Genomic DNA, 23,574 nt, shown 5'->3' on the forward strand with positions numbered 1-23,574 from the left:
AGTTACTCCTTCATCCCTTCACTGCCCAGAGACAGTGTCATCAGTGAGTCACGGTTCATGATCCGGCGGATCTTGTCACCGTAATCAGGGTCGGTCGCATAGCCCGCTTGCTGAAGTCTTTCTGCAAAGACCTCGGGTTGGTCAGCAGCCGAAAGGACCTCCCGGTAACGTGGATTTGACTCCAGGAAGGAGATGTAATCGCGAAAGCTCGACTCATAGTCTGGATAAGACCTGAAATCCGCCTGCTCCTTCATGGGTAACCCTTCCCGGTATTCGGTTGTGGTAATGGTTACTGAATCACCCTGCCACCGTTGGTCGGCCTTGATGCCGAACAGGTTAAAGCTCGGCTCTTCTCCATCACCCTTGATCATGTGGCGCCCCCAGCCAGTCTCGAGCGCGGCTTGGGCAACCATCAGTTTCGGATCAATGCCCTTATCGCGGGCAATGCGTTCAGCCACTGGCAGCAACTCACGAACAAAATGCTCAGGCGACTCAAACCGCTCCGGTAATGGCTCCGGATTTTCCAGGGGTCTGGAAGCAGCCGTGTCGGCTACCGACATCACCTTTTCAACCTGCTCGGGCAAGCGCGGCGACAAGGCCGGCAGACTTCGATCGTAATCGCCAAGGCTTGCCTTGTGGGCCGCCAGTTTTTCACCTTCACCGGCCATACCTGGAATCTGTCGGCTGAGCTGCCGGACCAGTGCATCCGCAAGCCCGGCTCCCTGATCTTCAGCCATTGTGAGACTGAGCTGGCTGTCGAACATATCCCGGTAAAACTCGGACTGTTTGCTGTTCAGGTAGTTGCCCTCGGCAAATACATCTCCGGCCTTACGCATGGATTTGAGCATTTCGGACAGAAACAGGCTCTCAAACTGACGCGCCACTTCCTCAAGCGCCGCCTGCTTATCGGTTCGTGCCTGAGATTTCAGCGCATTCAGACCATTGAAATCGGTGTAAACCTGAGCCTGTTTAACCTGATAATCCTGCATCACGTCACCTAAATCACAATCAGCTCGGCGCGCAATGCGCCGGCCTGCTTGAGCGCCTCAAGAACCGCCATGACATCGCCGGGCGCCGCACCCACCTGATTAACCGCCTGAACAATTTCATTCAGGGTGACAGCCGGACCAAACTTGAACATCCGTGCCGGATCTTCGGTTATTGCAATCTGGGTATCCTGTTGCACCGCCGTTTCGCCCTCAGCGAACGGGTTGGGCTGAACCACTTCCGGGTTTTCCTGAATAGTGACGGTCAGGTTGCCATGGGTAACCGCCGCCGGGCTTACTTTCACATTCTGGCCAACCACAATGGTCCCGGTACGGCTATTGATGACTACCTTGGCCGCATCCTGGGCCGGATCAACCTCGATATTTTCGAGAATGGACAGAAAACTGACCCGCTGGGAGGGATCCCGGGGCGCCCTGACTGAAATCGATGTCGCATCATGGGCGTAAGCCATGTCCGGCCCCAGGCGGCCGTTAACGGCTTCAACAACCCGGCGCGCCGTGGTGAAATCCGCGCGCATCAGATTGAAGGTTATGGTGTCGCCCTGCGAAAAAGGCGAGTAAACCTCACGCTCTATGGTCGCGCCGTTTGGAATCCGCCCGACGCTTGGAATATTGACGGTGATCCGGGATCCGTCCTGGCCCTGGGCACCGAAGCCTCCAACCACGAGACTGCCCTGCGCCATGGCATAAATATTGTTATCAGCACCCTTCAACGGGGTCATCAACAGTGTGCCACCTCTCAGACTGTCCGCATTGCCAATGGAAGAAACGGTGATATCCAGCTCCTGCCCCGGCTTGGCAAACGGAGGCAAAGTTGCGCTCACGGTCACTGCCGCAACGTTTTCCAGTTTCGGGTTGACGCCATCAGGCAGTGTTACACCAAACTGGTTCATCATGTTCCGAAAGGTCTGATTGGTGAACGGGGCCTTGTCGCCGGTTCCGTCCAGCCCCACCACGAGGCCGTAGCCTACAAGCTGGTTATTCCGGACACCCTTGATGCGGGCAAGATCTTTCAGTCGGTCAGCCATTACCGGTGCGGCAAGGAGCACCAGAACCATTACGGCCGCCAAGGCTCTTTTCAGACTCATAATGGCCACCATTCGCTGTTGAAGAAGCGCCCCGCCCAACCCATCTGGTTAGCCTGGTCAAAATCACCGGTACCACCGTAGGCAATCCGGGCGTCGGCGATGCGGGTCGAGGCGACCGTATTGTCTGGCTGGATATCCTGAGGGCGGACCAGCCCGGTAAGCCGGATGAATTCATCGCCGTTCGTCAGCGACAGCCATTTTTCACCTCTGACCCGAAGGACACCATTGGGCAAAACCTCTGTCACGGTGACCGTGATGTTACCCGCCAGACTGTTGCTCTGATCCGCTTCGGCCGAACCCTCGAAATCCCGCTGCTGGTTGAGCGACGTGGCAATGCCGAAATTGCTCTTCCCGAGAATCGTCGGTTCCGGGAGGGTAATGTCGTTATCCTTGGTAATGCTGGTATCAGCGTTCTTGCTCGCCCGGGTGGACTCCTCAAGGGTAATGGTCAGCACATCGCCGATATTCAGCGCTGTGGTATCGCCATAAAAGTTGTAGTTCCGGGAACTTTGGAAAATGGCACCCGACTGAGGGTCTTTCTGCATCATTGCCTGCGCACGAACCGGCGCATATTCAGGATCATCCGGCACGGCCCGGGGGCGACTCATGGCGGTGCACCCCTGCAGCAGGATCAGCGCTCCAACGAGCGCCAAGGTGCGCACCTGCCTGGATTTACTCGTTTGAATGATGCGTTTCATGACTTAACCAATATTGTTGGTAATGAACTGGAGCATCTGATCGGTTGTAGAGACTACTTTGGAGTTCATCTCATAGGCCCGCTGAGTGGTGATCATATTGACAAGCTCTTCCACCACTTCCACGTTCGATGCCTCAACAGTCCCCTGTTCAATGGCGCCGAGCCCGGCAAGTCCCGGCTCACCTTCAGCCGGATCTCCGCTGGCATTGGTCGCCTTGAACAGGTTATTACCGATAGCCTGAAGGCCTTGTGGGTTAATGAAGTCCACGAGGGTAATCTGGCCAAGGTTGACCGGTGCAGACTGATCATCGGTGACCGCTGTCACCGTGCCGTCTTTGCCGATAGTGATATTGGTCGCGTTATCCGGGACGGTAATGGCAGGCTCAAGGGCGTAACCGTCCGGATTCACGACGTCGCCGTTGGCATTAAGCTGGAACTGACCGTCCCGGGTATAAGCGATCTGACCATCCGGGAGCTGAACCTGAAAAAAGCCCCGTCCATTCACGGCCATATCAAGCGGCTGTTCGGTGATTTGCAGGTTGCCCTGAGAGAACTGCTTGGCCGTGCCGACCACTCGCACACCGGTACCCAACTGGAGCCCCGAGGGAAGCTCGGAATTCTGCGTACTCAGACCACCTGGCTGCCGGTTAACCTGATACAGCAGATCCTGAAAAACCGCCCGATCCCGCTTGAAGCCGGTGGTGTTAACGTTGGCCAGGTTATTGGAGATCGTGGACATATTGGTGTCCTGCGCGCTCAAACCGGTTTTACTGACCCAAAGTGCTGGATGCATGATTTTTACTCCTTGCCGGGGGCTGCTGATGCGGCCAGTTTTTGCCGCTTTCAGCCCGTCAGGCCATTGTGTTCAGTCAATATCAGAGGTTCTGCAACAGCCGTGCCGCCGCTTCAGAATTGTCCTTTGCGGCGCTCATGACCTTCACCTGCATTTCGTATTGCCGGGACAACTGGAGGTTAGAGATCATCTCTTGCACAGCATTAACATTGGAGCTTTCCAGAAAACCGGAAGCCACACGCATGTTGGCATCAGGCGGCTCGGGGCCATCAATTACCTGATCCGGCCTACGGCGCATAAATCCGTCCAGACCCTTCTCGAGAGAGCCAGAAGGTGGATTCACCAGTTTCAGCCGATCTACTTCAACGAGTTCATCTGGCGCGCCGCCGACAGGAATTATGGATACAGTTCCATCTGCGCCAATCTCGACGTTCTCGAATGGAGGGAGCGCAACGGGACCGCCGTTCCCCAGTACCGGTTCACCACCGGGCAGGCGCATCAAGCCGTTCACATCAATCTGCAGACTGCCGGTACGGGTGAATACTTCTTCACCCTGATCATTCTGAATCGCCAGCCAGCCATCACCCTCTACCGCCACGTCGAGTTTACGGCCGGTGTCCATCAGCGCGCCGGCGGACAAGTCAGTACCTGGCCTCTCTGTCATCGCGTACGCCCGGGTCGGATGGTGCTCGCCGAACACGGGCATGCTGCGGGCCTGGGCGAAATCTCTCTTGAAGCCTGTGGTGCTGACGTTGGCCAGGTTATTGGCATGGGCACGCTGGGCCAGCATATTCTGCTTGGCGCCTGACATACCGATGTATAGGGCTTTGTCCATGGGAAAACTCCTGCCGGAATTTTGACTGTTTCCAGTCTTCTTGCAGGAGTCGTGCCATATCTCGTTTATTGAGGATTAACGGAGATTGATAATGGTCTGGGTGACCGCATCGGAGGTTTCAATGGTCTTGGCATTGGCCTGATAATTCCGCTGGGCAATGATCAGGTTGACCAGTTCCGCGGACAGGTCAACATTGGACTCCTCCACTGAGCTCGCCTTGATTGAACCCAGGGTTCCGGTATCCGGCGCGCCTATGATCGGCTGGCCGGAATCGAAGGTTTCTACCCAGGAGGTATCACCCACCGGAGACAATCCATTGGTATTATTGAAGGAGGCCAGAGCTACCTGGCCCAGTGCCTGGGATTGGCCGTTGGTGTACCGGGCGAAGAGAACACCCTGGTCAGACACATCCAGCCCGGACAGACGGCCTGTGGTATAGCCATTCTGCTGCTGATCATTGACCCCAAAGCTCGCCCCATACTGGGTTGTTTCCGCAAGGTTGAGAACAAACGCTGACGACGTCGGAGGCTCGGGAATTGGAGTCACCACCTGGGTCCCCGCCGCAGGCGGACCATCGGCACCATTAGGTTGGCCGCTTTCATCTTTAGGGATCCAGTCCGAGATCACGATTTCACCGGACGGATCTCCATTAATAGATTGAAGGTTCCCGCTTTCATCAAAGCGCGCGGTGTAAGGAGAAGTATCCGTACCGGCTACCATTTCGCCATCAATCTGAAGATAAACCGACCACTCGCTTACACCAACGCCGCTGCCCGGTGAAGGTTCTTTCACGAAAAACTGCGTCATTTCGTGAGAGTTACCAAGGCTGTCGAAGACGTTGGTGGAGGTGGCGTGATTGTAGGTTCGCTGGTCCAGTGGATTGAATTCGTTGGCAATCCGGATGGGGGATGTGGCGAAGGCGGTCGCAAAATCACCGGCTGCTGGGTCGGAAACACCCGCGACCACACGATCTGCCGTCGCATTGACATCACCAAGAACCGTGCCCGTGGTCTCGGTACCGCTGGTCAGATTCCCGTCATTGTCAAACGCGAACGACAGCGTCTCTCCCTGGTTGTGAATAACCCGGAGAACGTCCGTTCCGGTTCCGTCATCCACGACGGATGCTGAGATGGCCGTTTCGCTCGAGTTATTGATCGAATCAACCAGGTCCTGCAGTGACGTGATGTTGCTCGTATCCAGAGCCAGCGGAGAGCCATTGATACTGAGACTGAACGCAAAGTTGGTTGGCCCGGCGGTCGTAATATAGCTATCGTCCAGCTGCTGCGCACCGCTGAATGTGGCCGTCGTGGTGGCTGAGGCACTCATGCCCGGAGCGTTATTAATGGCCGCTGCGGCTTCTCTGGCGGTGGCAGCAGGATCGATGCTCACCGGGTAATCGGCGGTGCCGTCGTTGTACTGGATATCGAAGGTTTCGCCCTGAATACTGGCAACTGTCAGTGGCCCGATATCGCGAACCCTGGTTTCCAGAACGGACTCGCGGGAGTCGAGATTCAGATCTGACACCAGACTGGTTGTCCGCCTTGGAGCCAGGTTATCGGTCTCGACCTGAAGATCACTCCGAATACCGGAAAGGTTTCCGTCGTCGTCCGCAGTGTAACCCTGCACCCGCATGTTCTGGTTATTGATGACAAACCCTTCTTTGTCGATCGCAAACTGGCCGGCTCTGGAATAGCGAACCTCTCCCCCGTTGTTGAGGATGAAAAAGCCGTCGCCGCTGATCGCCATATCAAGGCCGCTGTCAGTAAAGCTGATGTTGCCCTGACCAAACGACTGCTTGACGTCCTGAACCCGAACCCCATCGCCGATGGGGTTGGTGCCCGCACTCAGGAAACCGCTGGCATACAAGTCCCCGAATTGAGTCTTGCTTCCTTTAAAGCCCACAGTACTGGCGTTGGCGATGTTGTTACCGGTCACATCCAGATCTACCGATGCTGCCCGGAGGCCACTGAGCCCTGTATTAAATGCCATGATTCACCCCTTGGTCTGACACCGGTATCAGTTGATTTGTTTTACGTCGGACAGGGCTATGGACCCCATTCCGGCCAGGTTCAGTGTGATAGAACCACCCTGACCCAGTGAAACACTGTCGACATTAGCGCTAACCATGGTCGCCAGCTGTTGAGGGCCACCCGGATATGACGCTTCAGCTACGATCTTGTAGGGACCCTGCGGCAATGGATTGCCGTTGCCGTCCTGACCATCCCAGGAGAAGGACTGAACACCCGCCGGCCTGCTACCCAGATCAAGCTGACGTACCAGTTCTCCGCTCTGGCTCTGAACAGAGACCCTTAGTCCCCCGGTTGAAGCCGGGACTTCAATAGTGCCGCTGATTTCGCCCTCGGCTCCGAGGATTCCGACGCCCGAAGGCGCAAGCACCGTCTTACCCACCATGGCTGAAGCCTGAAGGGCCTGGGTGGACCGGAACTGGCCAACCACATCATCAACGGTGCCAGAGAGTTTCTGCATTTCTTCCAGCGAACTGAACTGCGCCAACTGGGAGATAAACTCACCATTATCCTGCGGCTCCAGAGGGTTCTGGTTCTTCAGCTGGGCCAGCATCAATTCCATGAATTCGTTTCTGCCCAGCTCGCTGTTCCTGTTGGCACCGTTTTGCTGGGTTGTCCGGTACTGGCTCAGAACATCCGAGGCGCTGCTGGTATTGGTTACGCTCATTATCTGCTCCTCACCGTTTTACTGCTGACCAAGGGTCAGGATGCGCTGCATCATGGATTTGGCCGTGTTCATGATGTCTACGTTCATCTGAAAGCTCCTGGACGACGACATCATATCGGCCATTTCCTCTACGACATTCACATTCGGATAAAACACATAGCCATCCTCGTTCGCAGCAGGATGATCAGGTTCGTAACGCATCTGTAGCTCGGCGTCGCTCTCCACAACACCCTCAACACGAACGCCGGCACCCGGGCCCTGCTCGCTGGTCATGCCCAACCCCTGGTTGTCAGGATTCAGCATGGATTGCTGGATGGCGGCGAACACTGGTTTCCTGGCACGGTAAGCCGTCTCTGTACTCGAGCTGGCCGTCTCGGCATTGGCAATATTGGAAGCCGTTGTATTCAGCCGCAGTGACTGCGCGGTCATGCCGGATCCGGCGATGTCAAAAATGTTGCCCAATGACATGAAGTCTCTCCTTCGCTAATCGGGACGCTGCGACTTATTCGCCTTTCAGGGCCTTGGTGAGCCCTGAAAACTTGCTGTTCAAAAACTGGAAGCTCGCCTGGTAATCCATGGCATTCCTCATAAACCGGCTCTGCTCTTGCTGGGCATCTACCGTATTACCGTCAACCGATGGCTGGTTTGGCGTGCGATACAGCAGATCCGATTCAGCGGCGCCGGAAGACGTGTCCATGTGCGCATCGTTGGTTTTGCTCATTTCAAAGCCGCTGACCGATTGCTGGGCACGCTGCATCATGGCCTGGAAGTCCACATCCCGCGCTTTAAACCCCGGGGTGTCGGCATTTGCCAGATTGTTTGCCAGAACCTCAGCCCGCTTTACCCGAGCCTCCAGTGCGTGCTGATGAATGCCCAACGCGCTATCAAATGAAATCGCCATACTGCCTCCCAAAAACCTCACCGTGCTGCCGGTCGGTTTTGCCGGTTATGCGTTCTGGAAGGGTTAAAGCAAAGTGAATGCCATGATTTAAAAAGTCTTTGAATCAGAGGGCTACAGGGCGGACCGGCGAATAAAACCCGGACAAGTCGGGAAAGCAGGAGTCACATTGAGGAAAAAGCGGCAAGCTGTTTCCCCCGGTTCGATTGCCGGGGGTCAGGAGCAGAAAAATGGTCGGGTCATCCCGGCCATTGCTGAAGGATTTCACTGACGTCAGGCCTGGGTACGCGGGGCTTTTCAGAAGAAACTGTACCGACATAGAGAAAGCCAACGATCGACTCCCTGTCCTCAAGCCCGAGGCCGCTTCGGACAACCGAATGATAGGCAACGCTGCCGGTTCGCCACATCACACCGTACCCGGCGTCCTGGAGGGCCAGCTCCAGAAAGCCGACGCCTACCGCCGCCGACATAACCTGCTCCACCTCCGGCACCTTTGGATGAATGGTCGGCGAGGCAATGGCAACAATAACCATCGGGGCCCTCAAAGGTGCCTTCCGCAGCTTTTCTATCTGCTGGTTGTCACTGTTATTGGGGCAAGTTGAGGCGAACAGCTCCCCAAGCGCCATCAGCCCTTCACCTTCAATAACCAGATAGCGCCAAGGGCGCAGGAGTGCGTGGTCAGGTGCGCGGGTGGCACAGGCGATGGCACGATCCAGAGTTTCCCGGTCCGGCGCCGGGGCCTCAAGCCTCGGTTCGGAAGCCCGGTTGAGCAGAAAATCACTGACTGCGGTCATATCTTCTCGCTGTGAGATGGCAGTGGTTAAAATTGGTTCCCCCCCAAATCAATTCCGTGAATTGTGGGTTATACGTAATACTGTTAACCTTTAGTCGTAGCCCGTCTGCCTAACAACTATAAATGATGCGGTAGCAGCACCATGAGTAACCAACAAACATTTAACAACTTCTCTGAATTTTATCCATATTACCTGGAAGAGCACAGCGACGTTACCTGTCGTCGCCTGCATTTTACCGGCAGCCTTCTGGTATTGCTGGTTGCCGTGTGGGCCATTTCATCTGGCAAACTGGCTTGGCTACTGCTACTTCCGGTGATTGGTTACGGGTTTGCCTGGGTTGGCCACTTCAGGTTTGAGAAAAACCGACCCGCGACGTTCCAATACCCACTGTACAGCCTGATGGGCGACTGGGTCATGTTCAGGGACATGCTCATTGGCAGAATACGTTTCTGATATGATGAGCGCACCCGCAGACCTGCGAAACGCCAGCACCAGCGCTGGCAAGGCCATGACTGGTGATTACCAGAACAGTCCTGTGGCAATTCCCCCCATGCCCGACTATAACGGCCGCATTCTCGCTTACACGGCGACAGCAGCGATCATTGTTTCCGGTGTCCTCCAGGGTGTATTCCATCACTGGCTGCTATGGCTCGTTGCCGGCGCCCTCACCTGGCCACACATTGCCCACATCGTCACACGGCGAACATTCCTGAGGCAATCCGCGCGCATCCGGCAAAAGATGCTGGTGGTCGATTGTATCATTGGCGGAGCCTTCATCGGGTGCATTGGACTGGTGGCTATTCCCTCGGTGTCTGTCGTCGTCATGCTTATGTTCAGCTGCCTGATTGTAGGAGGTATACGGCAATGGCTTCTCGGCACAGTGTTCCTGGCAGCCGGGACCGCGGCAGCGGTCGCAATAACAGGCCCTGCGGACACCTTCCAGTCGCCACTGCTGACCAGCATACTTGCCATCGTGTCCACCGGCCTCTACATCTGTGTTACAGCTTTCTACTCGCACCAACAGGCCCGAGCACTGATGCTGGCGAAAACCCAGATCCAGAATCAGCGCGAACAATCCATAGCGCTGTCCCACAAGCTTTCGAAATACCTGTCACCGCAAGTGTGGCAGTCAATTTTTACCGGTGAGCGGGACGTGCGCCTTGAAACCCAGCGGAAGAAACTGGCAGTGTTTTTCTCGGACATCAAAGGCTTCACTGAATTGTCCGAGGAGATGGAGCCGGAGGCTCTAACAGAGCTGCTAAACCATTACTTCAACGAGATGTCTGAAGTCGCACTGAAATACGGCGGCACCATCGACAAATTTGTTGGCGACTCAATCATGATTTTCTTCGGTGACCCGACCAGCCGGGGCCAACGAGAAGATGCCTTCGCCTGTGTATCCATGGCCATCGACATGCGCAAACACATGAAAATAATGCGCCAGAAATGGCGCAGCCAGGGCATCAAAACGCCCCTGGAAATTCGCATGGGAATCAGCACCGGATATACCACGGTGGGCAATTTCGGCGCCGAGAATCGGATGGACTACACCATCATCGGAAAAGAAGTAAACCTCGCCAGCAGACTGGAATCTCTCGCTGAACCGGGAGAGATTCTTATTTCCTATGAGACCTTCTCACTGATCAAAGACAGGATCATGTGCCGGGACAAGGGTGAGATCACGGTAAAGGGCTTTGGCAAACCTGTTCCAATTTACGAAGTGGTGGATTTCCGCCGGGATTTGGGGCCAAACCGCAGCTTTCTTGAGCACGAACACAGCGGCTTTGCCATGTACCTGGATTCAGACAAGATCACCGAAAAAGAACGGGAGTCCATTCTGACCGCTCTTGAGGATGCGGCTGACCGCCTGCGCCGTGGAGATGATACTTCTCTGCCCGAGGCGACCGCCGGTAAGGCTTACTGACGAATCAGCCGGGGCCCTGCATCGTGGCCCGGCTCCGTGGCTCGCCATGGATTGATGTCGAGCCCGCCACGTCGCGTGTACCGGGCACAAACCATGAGGCTCTTGGGCCCGCAGTACCTCATCAAATCTGTAAACACAGTCTCAACACAGTGCTCGTGGAAATCCTGCTTCTGACGGAAACTCACCAGGTAACGCAGCAAACCGGAACGAACAATGGCCGGGCCCGTATAGCTCACCATAATGGTTGCCCAGTCCGGCTGGCCGGTCACCGGGCAGTTACTCTTCAGGAGATGTGAACACAGCTGCTCAGTCACCGTCTCGCCAGAGACAACCAGTGAATCGGGTGCATATTCATAAACCACCTCACCGACCGGCTCGTCGTCAATCAACTCGAACCCTGGCGGGCGCCCGAGCGCGTCACCGGATTCGTCAACGCTACGCAGCTGAACATGAACAGACGCGCCGCAGGCGCTGGACAGGTCCCGGGTAAGCGTCTCAGCGACCTGCTCCGCAGATGAAAAAATACTTTGATTGAATGAATTCAGGTAAAGCTTGAGCGACTTGGACTCAATGATACAGGGCGAAGCTGACGGAAAACGGATCTCGGCCCAGACGACTGCCGGCACACCGCCCTGCCGCAACCAGGAAACCTCCCAGGCCTGCCAGAGATCCTCGCCAAACCAGGGCCAGCGACCATCAGCAAGCCCGAGCCTGCGCCGATTCTCGTCCCGAGCCACAGGAAACAAGAGATTTGGATCGTAACGATCCGGATACTCGCTGGACTTGCCAAGCGGAGCGTCATGTAAGGCCATAAAATTCCCGAATTCAGTGACGGATACCCTTCCCGCGAGCCAGCATTTTGAGGGCAATAAAGGCCAGCACGGAAATGAAAACCAGAATCATACCAAGAGACACGAAAGGATTAACGTCAGAAACACCCAGAATGCCGTAACGGAACCCATTCACCATATAGAGGATCGGATTGATCATGGAAACGCCCTGCCAGAAATCCGGCAGCAGATCGATGCTGTAGAACACTCCGCCCAGATAGGTCAGCGGCGTCAGGATAAACGTCGGAACGATGGAAATATCATCAAATTTCGTTGCCAGCATGGCGTTAATAAAACCGCCCAGGGAAAACAGTGCTGAGGTCAGAAACACCGTCGCAACCATCATGGGCAGGTTGTGAATAGATAAATTGGTGAATGCCAGCGACAACAGGGTGACAATCACACCGATTCCCAGCCCGCGAGCCATGCCGCCACAAACGTAACCCGCCAGGATAATCCAGTTCGGCACCGGCGATACCAACAGCTCTTCAATGCTTCGCTGGAATTTCATTGAAAAGAAGGAAGACACCACGTTGGCGTAGGAGTTTGTGATAACAGCCATCATGATCAGGCCGGGCACAATAAAGGCCATATAATCAAATCCGCCCATCTCGCCAATCCGCGAGCCAATCAGGTTACCGAAAATTATAAAGTAAAGCGTCATTGTGACAGCAGGCGGCAACATGGTCTGAGCCCAGATCCTGGTAAATCGTCGAATCTCCCGGAGCACAATCGTGCTGAATGCCGTCACCAAAGCCTGGATCTTCATGCGACGCCCTCCAGTCCCTTGCGAGACACATCGGCGTTTTCTTCAACCATGCGAATGAAAAGCTCCTCCAACCGGTTGGCTTTGGTTCTCATACTGACCACTTTAATACCCTGCTTCTCAAGCTCGACAAACACCTGGTTCAGCACCTGGCCTTTCTCGACATCCACTTCCAGAGCTCCCTCACCGTCCAGCCGGGTCTCAAAACCGTTCAGCGCCGGCGCCGTATTCAGCGGGGCTTCGGTATCGAGCACGAACGTCTCGACACTCAACTGCTGGAGCAACTCGCGCTTGCTTGTGTTCCTCAGAATTTTGCCATGGTCGATGATGGCAATATTGCGGCAAAGTGCTTCTGCTTCTTCAAGGTAATGTGTAGTCAGAATAATTGTGGTGCCCTGTCGGTTCATCTCTTCAAGAAACGCCCACATGGATCGGCGGAGTTCAATATCAACGCCCGCTGTCGGCTCATCCAGAATCAACAATCTGGGCTCATGGACCAGAGCCCGTGCGATCATCAAACGTCGCTTCATGCCACCCGAAAGCATCCGCGCAGGGGTATTGCGCTTGTCCCACAAACCCAGCTTCTTCAGATACTTTTCAGCAGAAACAGAGGCCTGCTTGAGGGGAATACCGTAGTAACCGGCCTGAGTTGTAACAATGTCGAAGACTTTCTCAAACTGATTGAAGTTGAACTCCTGGGGAACCACACCCAGGTTGAGCTTTGCGTCGGAGAGGTGGGTGTCAATGTCGCAGCCAAAGACGCGAACCTTTCCGGCAGTCTTGTTCACCAGAGAGCAAACGATTCCCAGCGTTGTCGACTTTCCGGCGCCATTGGGGCCAAGCAGCGCGAAAAAATCGCCCTGAGCCACATGCAGGTCAATACCCTTGAGCGCCTGAAACCCATCCGAATATGTTTTCGTCAGGCCCTGGATTTCCAGTGCATTGGTCATAAACGATCCTGATTTCATGAAACAGCCGGCAACCGTGGTTAGAGACGGCTGCCTGAAATTTAGAATGCTATTTATTGTGGCAAACGCCCTGATTTCAAGGCGTGCTGATCATCATCAACGCCCGGTCAAAAACGGAAACTGCGACGGGAATCCCGATATGAGCCGAACCCCACCCCTATAATGCGGTTACAACAACTTACAAATGGCTCGCCGTCACCTGGATAGGGACAGGCGAGCTGAACCGAAGGGAATGTGCGACAACTCATGAGATCCGTTCACCCGATCCGACTGCCACTCATGCTGATGACCGCCCTGACTATCTCAGGCTGCTTTGAGGGTGACAACTCAGGCAGCGACGATACCAGCGCCGGACGGCTAAACTATAATGGTTTCAGTGGGCTGACTTACCAGACCGCAAGCCAGACAGGCACCACAGACAGCCAGGGGGAATTTCGTTACTACCCGGGAGAAACCTTGAGCTTCCGGGTTGGGGACTTGCCCCTGGTGAGCGGCGTTCCCACGCAACAGCACGTTACCCTGCTGGAATTTTTTGCCGATCTGAGAGCGGCGCTCACCAACCCTTCCGTGGATGACCTGGGCCTCAGCACCCACACAATCACGGAGCAACAGCTGCTCGACAACGTTCCACTTACAAACCTGACCCGCTTCCTGATCTCACTCAACTGGACAGTCAATGTTCGGGAAGGCGAAGGCATCGAGATCCGGGACCGCGTCATCCAACAGCTCAATGCCTCGCTCCCCTACCTGGCAGCGCCCATTGACTTCAATGTCAGTGAAGCCGAATTTACGGCTCTGGGCCAAACGCCCTCGCCAGCCAACCAGCTCCTCGCAGCGATCTGTTTTTACCCGGAGGAGGATGAGTTGTGCGAAGACCCACCGACCCAAACAGAGATCGACAATGCCGACCCACGTCCAGAGAATGAAGAAGATCGGGATCCAGACGTGGAGTACCGGGAAGATTTGATCGCAAAGCGGGATCGCATTCTTGACGCCACTCGCACCCTTGAAGACATTGATGCAGAAGACGCCCGAACATACCTCTCACGAGAGTTGAAGGCGATCAGCACAACCGTTGCAAACCGGTTTTACCTGGATGAGGACGTCGCCAGCCACCCGGCCAGCGATACCTCAATAAAGACGGTGAGGGTCCGTCGTATCGCGGGCAGTGCGCAGCTGGCAGATGTTGACGCAATCAGCACTCGCCCGGGCGACGTTGTGATCAACGCCACGAACTGGCAATCCGCTCAGGTGGAGTATTTTGTGGCAGGGAACGCCGGTGGTGAATCGGAACTGATCTTAAGTTTCCGTCCCGAAAACACCTACCGCTGGGTGCGCAAACCGCTGCGAGTGATTATCCGCTGATCAGCCGCGATAGGTTCCAGCGGGATTCAGCACCGGTAATGTCGTAGCGGGATGGATCGAGACCGTCAGCGCCATGGGGAAGACATTCCCGGATCATCACCGTTTCGCCTGCCTCACGAGCCTCGTTGTAACGAGCGAGGTCAACCACCTTGGCGGACTTCAGAGGCTGCCGGTCGGCATCCGTCATAACCATGACACGTGGCCAGAGTCTTCTTTCCGGCGAGTGGGAAACCACAATTCCCCTCTGGCCGTCGGTTAACTCCACAAGACTTCCCGTCGGGTAAATGCCGATGGACTGGATAAAGTTCTCCACCAGATCTTCCTGAAACTCGATATTCCTCATGTCATAGAGAAGCGCAACAGCCTTCGCCGGAGTCATCGGTTCGGAATTATCCCGCGGTCCGATTTGAGACTCGAAGAACTCGGCAATGCCGGCGACCTTTGCCAACAGCGGAATGCGATCGCCCCGAACACCCTCCGGAAAACCAGAACCATTGTGCCGCTCACGGTGTCCCTGGACGACGCTCAAAACGGCTCGAGACACGCTACCGTTCAGCATCTCAACGCCTTTCGTCACATAGCCGCGATACAGGGCGTAATCGTCAGCGTTCATCTGTCCTTCACGGTTAAGCAATTCCCTGGGAAGAGATGTTTTACCCACCTGAGACAGCAAACAGCCCAACCCCAGATGGTTCAGCAACCCTTCGTTCAGGCCGAGGTGGCGCCCACATACCAAAGCCCAGACCGAAGTATTCAACGCATGACGATAGATATAGTCATCATGCTGACGTGTCCGGCTCAGCCAAAGCAGCGCGTCTGGCTGGCGAATCACGCTCTTGACCATTTCGCTGGTGATTCGTGCAATCGGTTTAAGATCGACCACACCTTCACTTCTGGTCGTTTCAAACAGACGGCTGAGTGCCAGTTCAGCATCATCCAACAAACGCTTCGATGCTTTCACTTCCTTTTTCAGAGTGGTAAGTGATTCGTAGCTGACGGGATCACGAACGGACAACGGCGGGAGCTTCAATTCTTCCCGGCCATTGCCACGACGATTCTGCTTGCGGCCGAAGACAGGCTTCGACGCACCTTTGAGTTCTTTCGCCTCACGAATTTCCGCGACATCGATCATCACCCACTTACAGTGAGACGTCAGCGCCCTGACATCATCCTGAGAGCGAATGTGAAAGCCCTGAATTGGAAACGGCGTCTGGTGCCATGGCCTGTCAAGGTCAGACACAAACATGCCCACTTCCAGATCATGTACCGCAACTTTTCTCTGCTGGACGCCCACAACCCACCTCTGCGCTTAAACTATTCGATGGTTCCATTGTGACCGGACGGCCGAAAGAGTCCATTACAGTTTGGTAGCGCAGAGTAACCCTAAGGAGACAAAAGGTAACTCTAATGTTCATCAGGAAACAAAATGTAGCAATGTGACAGCAGTCACACCTTGAGGGCAAAAAGTGTCACTCTGCGTCACACACCGAATCGTCAAATTCTGGCGCTTTGGCCCGAAACGAGCCCCGTGGCGCTTTTCGAGCGTAAACGGTATAAGGAACGGAGGAGGCGCGAATGTAGTCAAAGTTACGTTTTTCGTCACCCTGGCCCACAGATGTCGTCGCTGGCCGACACGACACGAGCAACTTCAGTTTTTCACCCAACCCGGAAATCCGTCCGTTCTGAACAGAAGGGTTCAGCGCCACACAGCGCTCACTGCCGGTCACTGGCGCCCCGTTATCAGCAACGATATCCAGCCGGGGCTCACCGCAGGCCCGAATACCGTCGCCACATACACCGGCCTCTTCATCGGAACTGTCGCGCAAGCGCCAAACCCGCTTACTGCACTGGGTTTCCAATCGAATAGACGTTGCCTTGTCACCCATAAACCACCATTCCGGATAATCTGCCGTCTCCCAGGTGAGTTTCACCTGCCGCGGCTCACCCACGGAATTCTCCGCAGGGAACACCGCGTAATGGGAATAATAGGAAGCACATCCGGATACCATCACAAGGGGGACCACCAGAAGTACATGCACAGGAAATCTCATATCAATCGAAATCCTGATCAAACTGCAGGCCATATCCATCATTGGTCTTGCGAACAACCACCATATCAAGCACCGGCGCCGCCACGGGCAGACCTTGCACTTGCACGGTCACCTTGTCGCCAAGCTCGGGGTGAAAAGGTTCGGTATCGACCACAATGAAAACGCCGCCGTCCGAGATATCCCTGGTTGAGAAAACAAAGTCGCCGAATACAGGATGCCCGATCTTCACCTTGGCGCTCATGGCAGTACGGATGTGCTCTCTTCGATCATTCCCGGTCATGTTGCGAATTCCACTACTTTTTGCATAGTTTTTATAGTCTTCCGAAGCATACCACCATTTTCATGGAAATATGCCAACGGCGATCTTGACTCACACGGAAATACAAATGAGAATGGTTGGCGTTTTTAAGAACCTGTGACCAGTAGCACCTGAACCCTTTATTTTAGCGTTAAGTAAGGACGACAATATGCGAATGAAACTCGCCGCCACCGCGGCCATTGCCCTGAGCGTACTTCCCATCACTGCCTCTGCGGATGGCGAGGTGAATATCTACTCGTACCGTCAGGCTTACTTGCTGCAACCCCTTTTAAACGCGTTTGAAAAAGAAACCGGCATTGAAAGCAACGTCGTGTTCGCGAAACAGGGGCTGGCTGAGCGACTGGAACGTGAAGGTCGGAACAGTCCTGCCGACGTAGTGATGACAGTCGATATCTCACGTGTCAACGAGCTGGTTGAGCGCGATCTGGTGCAAAGCGTTGAAAACGATGTTCTGGAACATAACATTCCGGACAATCTCCGCCATCCCGACGGTAAATGGTTTGCGCTCACGACACGAGGCCGCCTGATCTTCACCTCAAAAGACCGGGTAGAGGAAGGCGAAATTACCACCTACGAACAATTGGCCGATGACAAATGGCAAGACCGCATCTGCACCCGCAGCGGCAAACACCCTTACAACATCGCCCTGATTTCCTCCATGATTGCCCACCATGGCGAAGCCTACACCGAAGAATGGCTGCAAGGCCTGAAGGACAACCTGGCGCGTAAACCTCAAGGCGGAGACCGCGATCAGATCAAGGCCATAGCAGAGGGCGTGTGTGACGTCTCTATCGGAAACAGCTATTACTACGGCAACATGCTGCAAGACGAGAACCAGCGTGAAACCGCAGAAAAAGTTCGCCTGGTATTCCCCAATGCCGACGGCCGTGGAACTCACGTGAATATAAGCAGTATCTCCCTGACAAAAAGCGCGCCTAACCGTGAGAATGCCCTCAGATTGATGGAGTTCCTGTCATCTGCGGAAGCCCAGCGCATTTATGCAGAAGCCAACACCGAGTATCCCGCTAATCCGGAAGTGAAGCCTTCAGGCCTGGTTGCAGAGTGGGGCGATATCCACCCTGACGATCTGTCTCTTCAGGAAATCGCCGACAACCGCAACGCCGCCGTAAAACTGGTTGATCGCGTCGACTACGACGGCGAGTAAGCTTCCCGGGCCGGAGGGCGCCCTCGCGTTCTTCGGCCCGATTGCTGACAAATACCCCCGCGGTTCCTGACGCGGGTCATTGCAGGCAGCTACTGAGCTGACTACAATCGACAGCCTTTCTCATTTCGATTCATCAACAGGAATGCTATGACCGAGGCAGTTACCGGCGTTGACCCAGGGCTTACCGAGCCCCTGCTGGCAAAACGTGCCTCCCGGCGTTGGCTGATCACAGCAGGTCTCATCACAGCCATCGTTGCACTTCCAGTTCTTTCCGTGGTCTTGCTGGCTTTTTTTCCGGAAGAAAATATCTGGCCACACCTGATTGATACCACCCTGCCCCGGTACCTGACCACCACTCTGAAGCTGATGGTCGGCGTTGGCACCCTGACACTTGTTATCGGACTGGCAACTGCCTGGGCCGTTACCATGTGCGAGTTTCCGGGCAGGAAATTTTTTGAGTGGGCAATGCTGCTGCCCTTTGCGGTGCCGGCCTATGTCATCGCCTATGTCTACACCAGCTTGCTTGATTACGCCGGACCCATACAAAGTGGCCTCCGGGCTCTGATGGGCTGGGAAAACGCCAGCGATTACTGGTTCCCCCAGATCCGCAGCCTTGAAGGCGCCACCCTGATGATCGGGCTGGTGCTCTATCCATACGTTTACCTGCTCGCACGCGCTGCGTTTCTTGAGCAGTCCCCCTCACTGTTCGCGGTTAGTCGGAGCCTTGGCCATTCGGCACTAAGCACTTTTTTCCGGGTGGTTCTGCCCATTGCCCGGCCTGCGGTGGCCGTCGGCCTGTCCCTCGTCCTGATGGAGACCTTGAACGATTTCGGTACGGTGGATTTTTTTGCTGTTCAAACACTGACAGCGGGCCTCTTCGATACCTGGATGAATCTCGGCAACCTCGGGGGCGCCGCACAGATTGCAACCACGATGCTTATCTTTGTGGTTATCCTGGTCACCCTTGAACGCTATTCCCGCCGTCGGCAACAACAGTTTGCGGCCCGCGACAACCGTGACCCGATCCCTCGCTTCACCATGTCCGTGCCGCGACAGCTGGTTTGCCTGGCCGTTTGTGCGATTCCTGTCCTGTTCGGCTTTGTAATACCCGGCTTCACCCTAGGGCTCTACGCCTGGGAGTATTTTGGAGAAAGCTGGAACCCCGATTTTCTGGAGAACACGCTTAATAGCCTGTTCCTGTCCGGAACCGCTGCCCTGACCACACTACTGATCGGCGTCACTCTCGCCTACAGCCGGCGACTACACAACACAAGGGGCATGCAGATTCTAATGCGGCTCTCCAGCCTCGGTTACGCCATGCCCGGAGCGGTTCTGGCAGTCGGAGTGATTGTGCCCCTGGCGGGCTTTGATAACTGGCTGGACAGCCTGATGCGGGATGCCTTCGGGATAAGCACGGGGTTGCTGTTGAGTGGCTCCGCGTTCGCCATGGTTTTCGCCTACACCGTGCGATTTCTGGCCGTCTCGGCAGGAAGCGTCGAAAGCGCACTGCAGAAGATCACCCCCAGCATGGATATGGCATCTCGTTCACTGGGGTACAGCCCGGGAAAAACCCTGGTCAGAGTCCATCTGCCCATGCTCCGCGGTACGCTGCTTACCGCGGCACTGGTGGTGTTTGTGGACTGCATGAAAGAGCTGCCGGCAACCTTGATCCTGCGGCCGTTCAACTTCGACACCCTGGCGACTTACGTCTACCAGTTTGCATCGGATGAACGCCTGTATCACAGTGCCCTGCCGGCGCTGATCATTGTTCTGGCGGGTATCATCCCGATTATTCTGATGAGCCGCTCGATCTCGAACACGCGCACGATTGGCTAGCAGGCAAGTGTGCGTGAGGGTGTCAGAGGTTGACTCGGGAACGGGCATCCTGGACCACAAAACGCCCCTCGAATACGGCAACGGGCTCAGCAACCGGTTCGGTTGTAGGCTCCCCGCAGAACACTTCTGCCGTCAGGTCAAGACGCCCCTTGCCATGCCGGGCAAGGCTCTTTCGGAATCGATCCGGGATCTCGCCGCCCGGTAGCCGACAGATCACATAAAAGTCCCTGTCCACCGGTTCCAGATAGTCAATGTTCCCGCTCTGAACCACCACAGCGCCCCGGAGACCGAGGTCAGCCAAAGCGAGCTCAGTGACCGCCCAGGCTGCAGTGACAGCTGCCGAGTAGACGCTGCCCCCAAAACCGGTGCCCTGATGATTGCGATTAGGCGCCAGTGGTGCGCTGAGCAGAAGAGCGCGCCCATCCCAGGAGCGCAATCGGATACCCAGCGCCTGGGACAGCGGAATTTCTTCGTTGATGCGTTTCTGGAAAAGGGCCAACTGGGGCATAACATCCTCCTGATCTTTCGCCAGTTTATGCCCGCTTGCGATTTTTCCAAATTCGACTTATGTCGGTCCCAGACAACATCAGGCCCGGCATCGCCGGGCCTGATCAAAGGTTGTGAAACAACAGCTGATACTCTACTGCCAGATCACCGGCTGTCTTTGCGCATACCAGCTATCGACCTTCTCCTGATACGCGTCCTCGACCACATTTCGTTTGAGCTTGAGCGTTGGTGTGAGAAAGCTGTTCTCGATCGACCACTCGTCACTGACCACTGTAATGAAGGCCAACTGCTCGTGTGGGTCCACGGTCTTGTTCACTTCCTTGATGAGGTTGGTGAAGCTTGCCTCCAGTTCCTTGCGAAACTTCTCATCGGCTGTCCTTGGCCGGATATCCTCACCCAACATCACTAACGCAAACGGCTGTGTCTGGTTCGCACCGGACACGCATACCATTTCAATGGAATCATGGGACATAAGCCGGTTCTCAATTGGCGCCGGCGCAATGTACTTACCCTTGCTCGTCTTGAAGATCTCCTTGATGCGGCCTGTCAGTTTCAGGCGCCCCATCTCATCGATCTCCCCCTTATCTCCGGTCTTGAGAAAACCATCCTCGGTGAAGGCTTCGCGGGTTTTTTCTTCATCCTTGTAGTAGCCCATCATCGTCGCCGGGCTCTTGATCTGGACTTCACCCTCCTCACTGATTCTGGTCTCAACACCCGGCAGAGACTCGCCCACATACCCGGTTTTCGAGCGCCCGGGCTTACTCATGTGCGAGTACGCAAAGTTTTCGGACATGCCGTAGCCTTCCAGGAGCTCCAGCCCGAGGTTGCGATACCAGTCCAGAACATCGCTGGCCAGGGGCGCGGAGCCGCTGCCCGCCAACTTGACCTTGTCCAGACCCAACCCCTTAAGGATCTTCTTCTTGATCAGCGTGCTGACGACAGGAATCTTGAGGAGTCTGTCCAGCTTCTTCTTGGGCAGCTTGTGCAGCACACCTTGTTGGAACTTGACCCAAAGCCTGGGTACGGAAAGGAACAGCGTGGGCTGGGCACGCTGCAGATCCTGTACAAACGTATCCAGGGATTCGGCAAAAAAGAGCTGGAACCCGGCATATAGAGAAGCCAGTTCCACAAACGTTCGTTCAAACACATGCGCCAGCGGCAGATACGAGAGCATGCGCTCTTCAGAGCCGACACCCAGCACTTCCATACCGCCTTCGGCGGCAAAGGCCATATTACCGAAACTGAGCATCACGCCCTTGGGCCGGCCGGTACTGCCAGAGGTATACACAATGGTCGCCAACTCATCCGCGTCACGCTGAACATTCTCCTCCAGAGGGGGATACTTGGCGACAATGTCGTCCCAGCTTTCAAAATCGTTGGGGGGACTCAACGGGAAAGAAATGCAGCGAACCGATTCCGGCACGCCCGGTTTCATCATGTCCCAGTCGTCCAGCTTGCCAACAAACAGGACCTCACACTCGGCGTGATTGAGGATGTAGTTAACGGTGTCCTGATTCAGGGTCGGGTAAAGAGGGACCGAAATATGACCGGCCATCCAGATCGCCCAGTCCGCCATGACCCACTGGGCGCAGTTCTTGGAGATGAGACCGATACGGCTCTTTTCCGGCAGGTTGAGCGATTTGAGATAGGCCGCGACACGCCGTGCCTCATCCACCGCTTTACCCCAGGTGTACTCGACTACTTTGCCGTTACCGACAGGCTGAGTCATGTAGAGGGAATTAGCCTTGGCGGTCTCCCAGTGGTAGACCATATCCAGGGGAAGTTTATTAGTTGTGTCCATGGACCTTCCTTAGTTTTCGTCGTTCGAATTCTTTGGGATTATTATTAGACTTTCGTAGGGTATTTCAACATAGTCCCGCCAGTCAAAACGTGACACAAGCAAAACTATTCAAAAACTCAACTTTCCTCCATACGCAGAGACCTGTGGCAACAATCCCTACCCTGCATCCCCCGGGGCTGTGGTAAACTTTCGCACCTTCGTATTTCTGAACGTCGAAAATTCGTCAACCCGTAACTGACCCGGAGACAGCCTCATGGCCAAGAGAACTCTGCGCACCCTGATTGGTGCCTCCCTTCTGGCAGCGGCAAGCCTTGTACAGGCCGAAGAACCGCGCGTTGTTGCCATTACACAGATCGTCGAGCACCCGGCACTGGATGCCGTTTACCAGGGCGTTAAGGATGAACTCGCCGAGCAAGGCTATATAGAAGGTGAAAACCTGACGGTTATGCACGAAAGCGCTCAGGGCAACTCTGCCATTGCTTCCCAGATTGCTCGCAAATTTATCGGCGAAAGCCCTGATATTATCGTGGCCATCGCGACACCGTCTGCCCAGACCGTTGCAGCAGCAGCCCGCAACATTCCAGTTGTCTTCTCAGCGGTTACCGACCCTGTCGGTGCAAAGCTGGTCAAGAGCCTTGAAGCACCGGGCGCAAACATAACCGGCGTCAGCGACATGCTGCCAATCGACAAGCACCTCGACATGGTCCTGCGCGTGGTACCGGGCGCCAAGCGGATTGGCACAGTTTACAATCCCGGTGAAGCCAATGCCGTCTCCCTGGTCAACCTGCTGGAAGAGCGACTCGCCGCCCGCGGCCTGGAGCTGGTCAAGGCCGCAGCCACCAAAACCTCCGAGGTGCTCGGCGCTGCGCGCTCGCTAGTAGGTGAGGCAGACGCCATATACCTGACCACCGACAACACGGTTATCAGTGCCGCCGAAGCCGTTATCTCTGTCGGTGAACGGGCAGACATTCTGGTCTTCGCCGCAGACACCGCAACAGTAGAACGTGGCGCCGTTGCCGCACTGGGCTTCGACTATTACAGCCACGGCCGCCAGACCGGCAAAATGGTCGCTCGCATCCTGGAAGGTGCCAGCACCGCCGACATGCCCGTTGAAACCATGGACACCCTGGACCTGTTTGTGAACCCGGCCGCCGCCGAGCGCATGGGCATCACCCTCTCCGAGGAGCTGATCCGGGAAGCCAAAGAAGTCGTCAAGAGCGACAAGTAACATCTGAC

General features: G+C 55.5%; 24 protein-coding genes. 6 read left to right on the forward strand and 18 right to left on the reverse strand.

Annotated features, from left to right (window positions below; all coding sequences use genetic code 11):
- Positions 1-2 precede the first annotated feature (2 nt).
- From flgJ to BKP64_RS07000, 10 genes are all read right to left on the reverse strand, one after another.
- Positions 3-989, reverse strand: a complete 987-nt coding sequence (gene flgJ, locus BKP64_RS06955) for a flagellar assembly peptidoglycan hydrolase FlgJ (protein WP_070967770.1) — start codon at positions 987-989, stop codon at positions 3-5.
- Between the two features lie 8 nt (positions 990-997).
- Positions 998-2,095: a flagellar basal body P-ring protein FlgI gene (locus BKP64_RS06960; RefSeq protein WP_070967773.1), complete on the reverse strand. Its 1,098-nt coding sequence runs from the start codon at positions 2,093-2,095 to the stop codon at positions 998-1,000.
- Complete coding sequence (gene flgH, locus BKP64_RS06965) at positions 2,092-2,793, reverse strand: flagellar basal body L-ring protein FlgH (protein WP_070967777.1); 702 nt, start codon at positions 2,791-2,793, stop codon at positions 2,092-2,094. The genes BKP64_RS06960 and flgH overlap by 4 nt, the downstream gene beginning before the upstream one ends.
- A gap of 3 nt (positions 2,794-2,796) precedes the next feature.
- On the reverse strand, positions 2,797-3,585 hold the full coding sequence (gene flgG / locus BKP64_RS06970) for a flagellar basal-body rod protein FlgG (protein WP_070967780.1): 789 nt from the start codon (positions 3,583-3,585) through the stop codon (positions 2,797-2,799).
- Between the two features lie 82 nt (positions 3,586-3,667).
- A complete protein-coding gene (locus BKP64_RS06975) occupies positions 3,668-4,420 on the reverse strand; it encodes a flagellar basal body rod protein FlgF (RefSeq protein ID WP_070967783.1) in 753 nt (250 codons plus the stop codon).
- A 75-nt stretch (positions 4,421-4,495) separates the two neighbouring features.
- A complete protein-coding gene (locus tag BKP64_RS06980) occupies positions 4,496-6,409 on the reverse strand; it encodes a flagellar hook protein FlgE (RefSeq protein WP_070967784.1) in 1,914 nt (637 codons plus the stop codon).
- Positions 6,410-6,436: 27 nt separating this feature from the next.
- On the reverse strand, positions 6,437-7,114 hold the full coding sequence (locus BKP64_RS06985; protein ID WP_070967787.1) for a flagellar hook assembly protein FlgD: 678 nt from the start codon (positions 7,112-7,114) through the stop codon (positions 6,437-6,439).
- Between the two features lie 18 nt (positions 7,115-7,132).
- Positions 7,133-7,582 (reverse strand): flagellar basal body rod protein FlgC, encoded by a 450-nt coding sequence (gene flgC, locus BKP64_RS06990; RefSeq protein WP_070967790.1) that lies wholly within the window; start codon positions 7,580-7,582, stop codon positions 7,133-7,135.
- A gap of 34 nt (positions 7,583-7,616) precedes the next feature.
- On the reverse strand, positions 7,617-8,015 hold the full coding sequence (gene flgB, locus BKP64_RS06995) for a flagellar basal body rod protein FlgB (protein ID WP_070967794.1): 399 nt from the start codon (positions 8,013-8,015) through the stop codon (positions 7,617-7,619).
- A gap of 236 nt (positions 8,016-8,251) precedes the next feature.
- Entirely contained in the window at positions 8,252-8,806 is a 555-nt protein-coding gene (locus BKP64_RS07000; protein ID WP_070967796.1) for a nitroreductase family protein, read from the reverse strand.
- A 141-nt stretch (positions 8,807-8,947) separates the two neighbouring features.
- Between BKP64_RS07000 and BKP64_RS07005 the strand changes: the two genes are divergently transcribed.
- Positions 8,948-9,259: an Mpo1-like protein gene (locus BKP64_RS07005; protein ID WP_070967799.1), complete on the forward strand. Its 312-nt coding sequence runs from the start codon at positions 8,948-8,950 to the stop codon at positions 9,257-9,259.
- Between the two features lies 1 nt (position 9,260).
- Positions 9,261-10,730 (forward strand): adenylate/guanylate cyclase domain-containing protein, encoded by a 1,470-nt coding sequence (locus BKP64_RS07010; RefSeq protein WP_070967801.1) that lies wholly within the window; start codon positions 9,261-9,263, stop codon positions 10,728-10,730.
- On the opposite strand, the gene queF is transcribed toward BKP64_RS07010, so the two are convergent.
- Genes queF through BKP64_RS07025 form a run of 3 tightly spaced genes read right to left on the reverse strand, consistent with a single transcriptional unit; the run spans position 10,724 to position 13,276 of the window.
- Positions 10,724-11,542, reverse strand: coding sequence for an NADPH-dependent 7-cyano-7-deazaguanine reductase QueF (queF, locus tag BKP64_RS07015; protein ID WP_070967805.1), 819 nt, complete (start codon positions 11,540-11,542; stop codon positions 10,724-10,726). The two genes, BKP64_RS07010 and queF, sit on opposite strands and share 7 nt — an antisense overlap.
- A gap of 13 nt (positions 11,543-11,555) precedes the next feature.
- Positions 11,556-12,329: an ABC transporter permease gene (locus BKP64_RS07020; RefSeq protein ID WP_070967808.1), complete on the reverse strand. Its 774-nt coding sequence runs from the start codon at positions 12,327-12,329 to the stop codon at positions 11,556-11,558.
- Complete coding sequence (locus BKP64_RS07025; RefSeq protein ID WP_070967811.1) at positions 12,326-13,276, reverse strand: ABC transporter ATP-binding protein; 951 nt, start codon at positions 13,274-13,276, stop codon at positions 12,326-12,328. The genes BKP64_RS07020 and BKP64_RS07025 overlap by 4 nt, the downstream gene beginning before the upstream one ends.
- A gap of 264 nt (positions 13,277-13,540) precedes the next feature.
- On the opposite strand from BKP64_RS07025, the gene BKP64_RS07030 reads away from it, so the two are divergent.
- Positions 13,541-14,659, forward strand: coding sequence for an organic solvent ABC transporter permease (locus tag BKP64_RS07030; protein ID WP_070967815.1), 1,119 nt, complete (start codon positions 13,541-13,543; stop codon positions 14,657-14,659).
- Here BKP64_RS07030 and BKP64_RS07035 read toward each other — a convergent pair.
- From BKP64_RS07035 to BKP64_RS07045, 3 genes are all read right to left on the reverse strand, one after another.
- Positions 14,649-15,953 (reverse strand): HD-GYP domain-containing protein, encoded by a 1,305-nt coding sequence (locus tag BKP64_RS07035; protein WP_070967818.1) that lies wholly within the window; start codon positions 15,951-15,953, stop codon positions 14,649-14,651. The two genes, BKP64_RS07030 and BKP64_RS07035, sit on opposite strands and share 11 nt — an antisense overlap.
- Positions 15,954-16,128: 175 nt before the next feature.
- A complete protein-coding gene (locus tag BKP64_RS07040) occupies positions 16,129-16,710 on the reverse strand; it encodes a hypothetical protein (protein ID WP_070967821.1) in 582 nt (193 codons plus the stop codon).
- A 1-nt stretch (position 16,711) separates the two neighbouring features.
- The gene (locus BKP64_RS07045) at positions 16,712-16,990 is read right to left on the reverse strand and encodes a PilZ domain-containing protein (protein WP_070967824.1); all 279 of its coding nucleotides are present in this window, start codon (positions 16,988-16,990) and stop codon (positions 16,712-16,714) included.
- 187 nt (positions 16,991-17,177) lie between these two features.
- Between BKP64_RS07045 and BKP64_RS07050 the strand changes: the two genes are divergently transcribed.
- Both BKP64_RS07050 and BKP64_RS07055 read left to right on the forward strand, forming a co-directional pair.
- On the forward strand, positions 17,178-18,194 hold the full coding sequence (locus BKP64_RS07050) for a Fe(3+) ABC transporter substrate-binding protein (RefSeq protein WP_070967827.1): 1,017 nt from the start codon (positions 17,178-17,180) through the stop codon (positions 18,192-18,194).
- A 147-nt stretch (positions 18,195-18,341) separates the two neighbouring features.
- Positions 18,342-20,030: an ABC transporter permease gene (locus BKP64_RS07055; protein ID WP_070967830.1), complete on the forward strand. Its 1,689-nt coding sequence runs from the start codon at positions 18,342-18,344 to the stop codon at positions 20,028-20,030.
- A gap of 22 nt (positions 20,031-20,052) precedes the next feature.
- Here BKP64_RS07055 and BKP64_RS07060 read toward each other — a convergent pair whose 3' ends face one another.
- Together BKP64_RS07060 and BKP64_RS07065 are read right to left on the reverse strand one after the other, a co-directional pair.
- On the reverse strand, positions 20,053-20,538 hold the full coding sequence (locus BKP64_RS07060) for a YiiD C-terminal domain-containing protein (RefSeq protein WP_070967833.1): 486 nt from the start codon (positions 20,536-20,538) through the stop codon (positions 20,053-20,055).
- A gap of 132 nt (positions 20,539-20,670) precedes the next feature.
- The gene (locus tag BKP64_RS07065) at positions 20,671-22,338 is read right to left on the reverse strand and encodes an AMP-binding protein (protein ID WP_070967835.1); all 1,668 of its coding nucleotides are present in this window, start codon (positions 22,336-22,338) and stop codon (positions 20,671-20,673) included.
- Between the two features lie 253 nt (positions 22,339-22,591).
- Between BKP64_RS07065 and BKP64_RS07070 the strand changes: the two genes are divergently transcribed.
- Complete coding sequence (locus BKP64_RS07070) at positions 22,592-23,566, forward strand: ABC transporter substrate-binding protein (protein ID WP_070967838.1); 975 nt, start codon at positions 22,592-22,594, stop codon at positions 23,564-23,566.
- The last annotated feature ends 8 nt before the right edge of the window (positions 23,567-23,574 follow it).

This window comes from Marinobacter salinus, from assembly GCF_001854125.1.
Taxonomy (GTDB): Bacteria; Pseudomonadota; Gammaproteobacteria; order Pseudomonadales; family Oleiphilaceae; genus Marinobacter; species Marinobacter salinus.

What these genes read in the sequence shown, in the direction of transcription:
- flgJ (WP_070967770.1), bottom strand. Translation starts at nt 989, where the DNA reads ATGCAGGATTATCAGGTTAAACAGGCTCAGGTTTACACCGATTTCAAT.
- BKP64_RS06960 (WP_070967773.1), bottom strand. Translation starts at nt 2,095, where the DNA reads ATGAGTCTGAAAAGAGCCTTGGCGGCCGTAATGGTTCTGGTGCTCCTT.
- flgH (WP_070967777.1), bottom strand. Translation starts at nt 2,793, where the DNA reads ATGAAACGCATCATTCAAACGAGTAAATCCAGGCAGGTGCGCACCTTG.
- flgG (WP_070967780.1), bottom strand. Translation starts at nt 3,585, where the DNA reads ATGCATCCAGCACTTTGGGTCAGTAAAACCGGTTTGAGCGCGCAGGAC.
- BKP64_RS06975 (WP_070967783.1), bottom strand. Translation starts at nt 4,420, where the DNA reads ATGGACAAAGCCCTATACATCGGTATGTCAGGCGCCAAGCAGAATATG.
- BKP64_RS06980 (WP_070967784.1), bottom strand. Translation starts at nt 6,409, where the DNA reads ATGGCATTTAATACAGGGCTCAGTGGCCTCCGGGCAGCATCGGTAGAT.
- BKP64_RS06985 (WP_070967787.1), bottom strand. Translation starts at nt 7,114, where the DNA reads ATGAGCGTAACCAATACCAGCAGCGCCTCGGATGTTCTGAGCCAGTAC.
- flgC (WP_070967790.1), bottom strand. Translation starts at nt 7,582, where the DNA reads ATGTCATTGGGCAACATTTTTGACATCGCCGGATCCGGCATGACCGCG.
- flgB (WP_070967794.1), bottom strand. Translation starts at nt 8,015, where the DNA reads ATGGCGATTTCATTTGATAGCGCGTTGGGCATTCATCAGCACGCACTG.
- BKP64_RS07000 (WP_070967796.1), bottom strand. Translation starts at nt 8,806, where the DNA reads ATGACCGCAGTCAGTGATTTTCTGCTCAACCGGGCTTCCGAACCGAGG.
- BKP64_RS07005 (WP_070967799.1), top strand. Translation starts at nt 8,948, where the DNA reads ATGAGTAACCAACAAACATTTAACAACTTCTCTGAATTTTATCCATAT.
- BKP64_RS07010 (WP_070967801.1), top strand. Translation starts at nt 9,261, where the DNA reads ATGATGAGCGCACCCGCAGACCTGCGAAACGCCAGCACCAGCGCTGGC.
- queF (WP_070967805.1), bottom strand. Translation starts at nt 11,542, where the DNA reads ATGGCCTTACATGACGCTCCGCTTGGCAAGTCCAGCGAGTATCCGGAT.
- BKP64_RS07020 (WP_070967808.1), bottom strand. Translation starts at nt 12,329, where the DNA reads ATGAAGATCCAGGCTTTGGTGACGGCATTCAGCACGATTGTGCTCCGG.
- BKP64_RS07025 (WP_070967811.1), bottom strand. Translation starts at nt 13,276, where the DNA reads ATGACCAATGCACTGGAAATCCAGGGCCTGACGAAAACATATTCGGAT.
- BKP64_RS07030 (WP_070967815.1), top strand. Translation starts at nt 13,541, where the DNA reads ATGAGATCCGTTCACCCGATCCGACTGCCACTCATGCTGATGACCGCC.
- BKP64_RS07040 (WP_070967821.1), bottom strand. Translation starts at nt 16,710, where the DNA reads ATGAGATTTCCTGTGCATGTACTTCTGGTGGTCCCCCTTGTGATGGTA.
- BKP64_RS07045 (WP_070967824.1), bottom strand. Translation starts at nt 16,990, where the DNA reads ATGACCGGGAATGATCGAAGAGAGCACATCCGTACTGCCATGAGCGCC.
- BKP64_RS07050 (WP_070967827.1), top strand. Translation starts at nt 17,178, where the DNA reads ATGCGAATGAAACTCGCCGCCACCGCGGCCATTGCCCTGAGCGTACTT.
- BKP64_RS07055 (WP_070967830.1), top strand. Translation starts at nt 18,342, where the DNA reads ATGACCGAGGCAGTTACCGGCGTTGACCCAGGGCTTACCGAGCCCCTG.
- BKP64_RS07060 (WP_070967833.1), bottom strand. Translation starts at nt 20,538, where the DNA reads ATGCCCCAGTTGGCCCTTTTCCAGAAACGCATCAACGAAGAAATTCCG.
- BKP64_RS07065 (WP_070967835.1), bottom strand. Translation starts at nt 22,338, where the DNA reads ATGGACACAACTAATAAACTTCCCCTGGATATGGTCTACCACTGGGAG.
- BKP64_RS07070 (WP_070967838.1), top strand. Translation starts at nt 22,592, where the DNA reads ATGGCCAAGAGAACTCTGCGCACCCTGATTGGTGCCTCCCTTCTGGCA.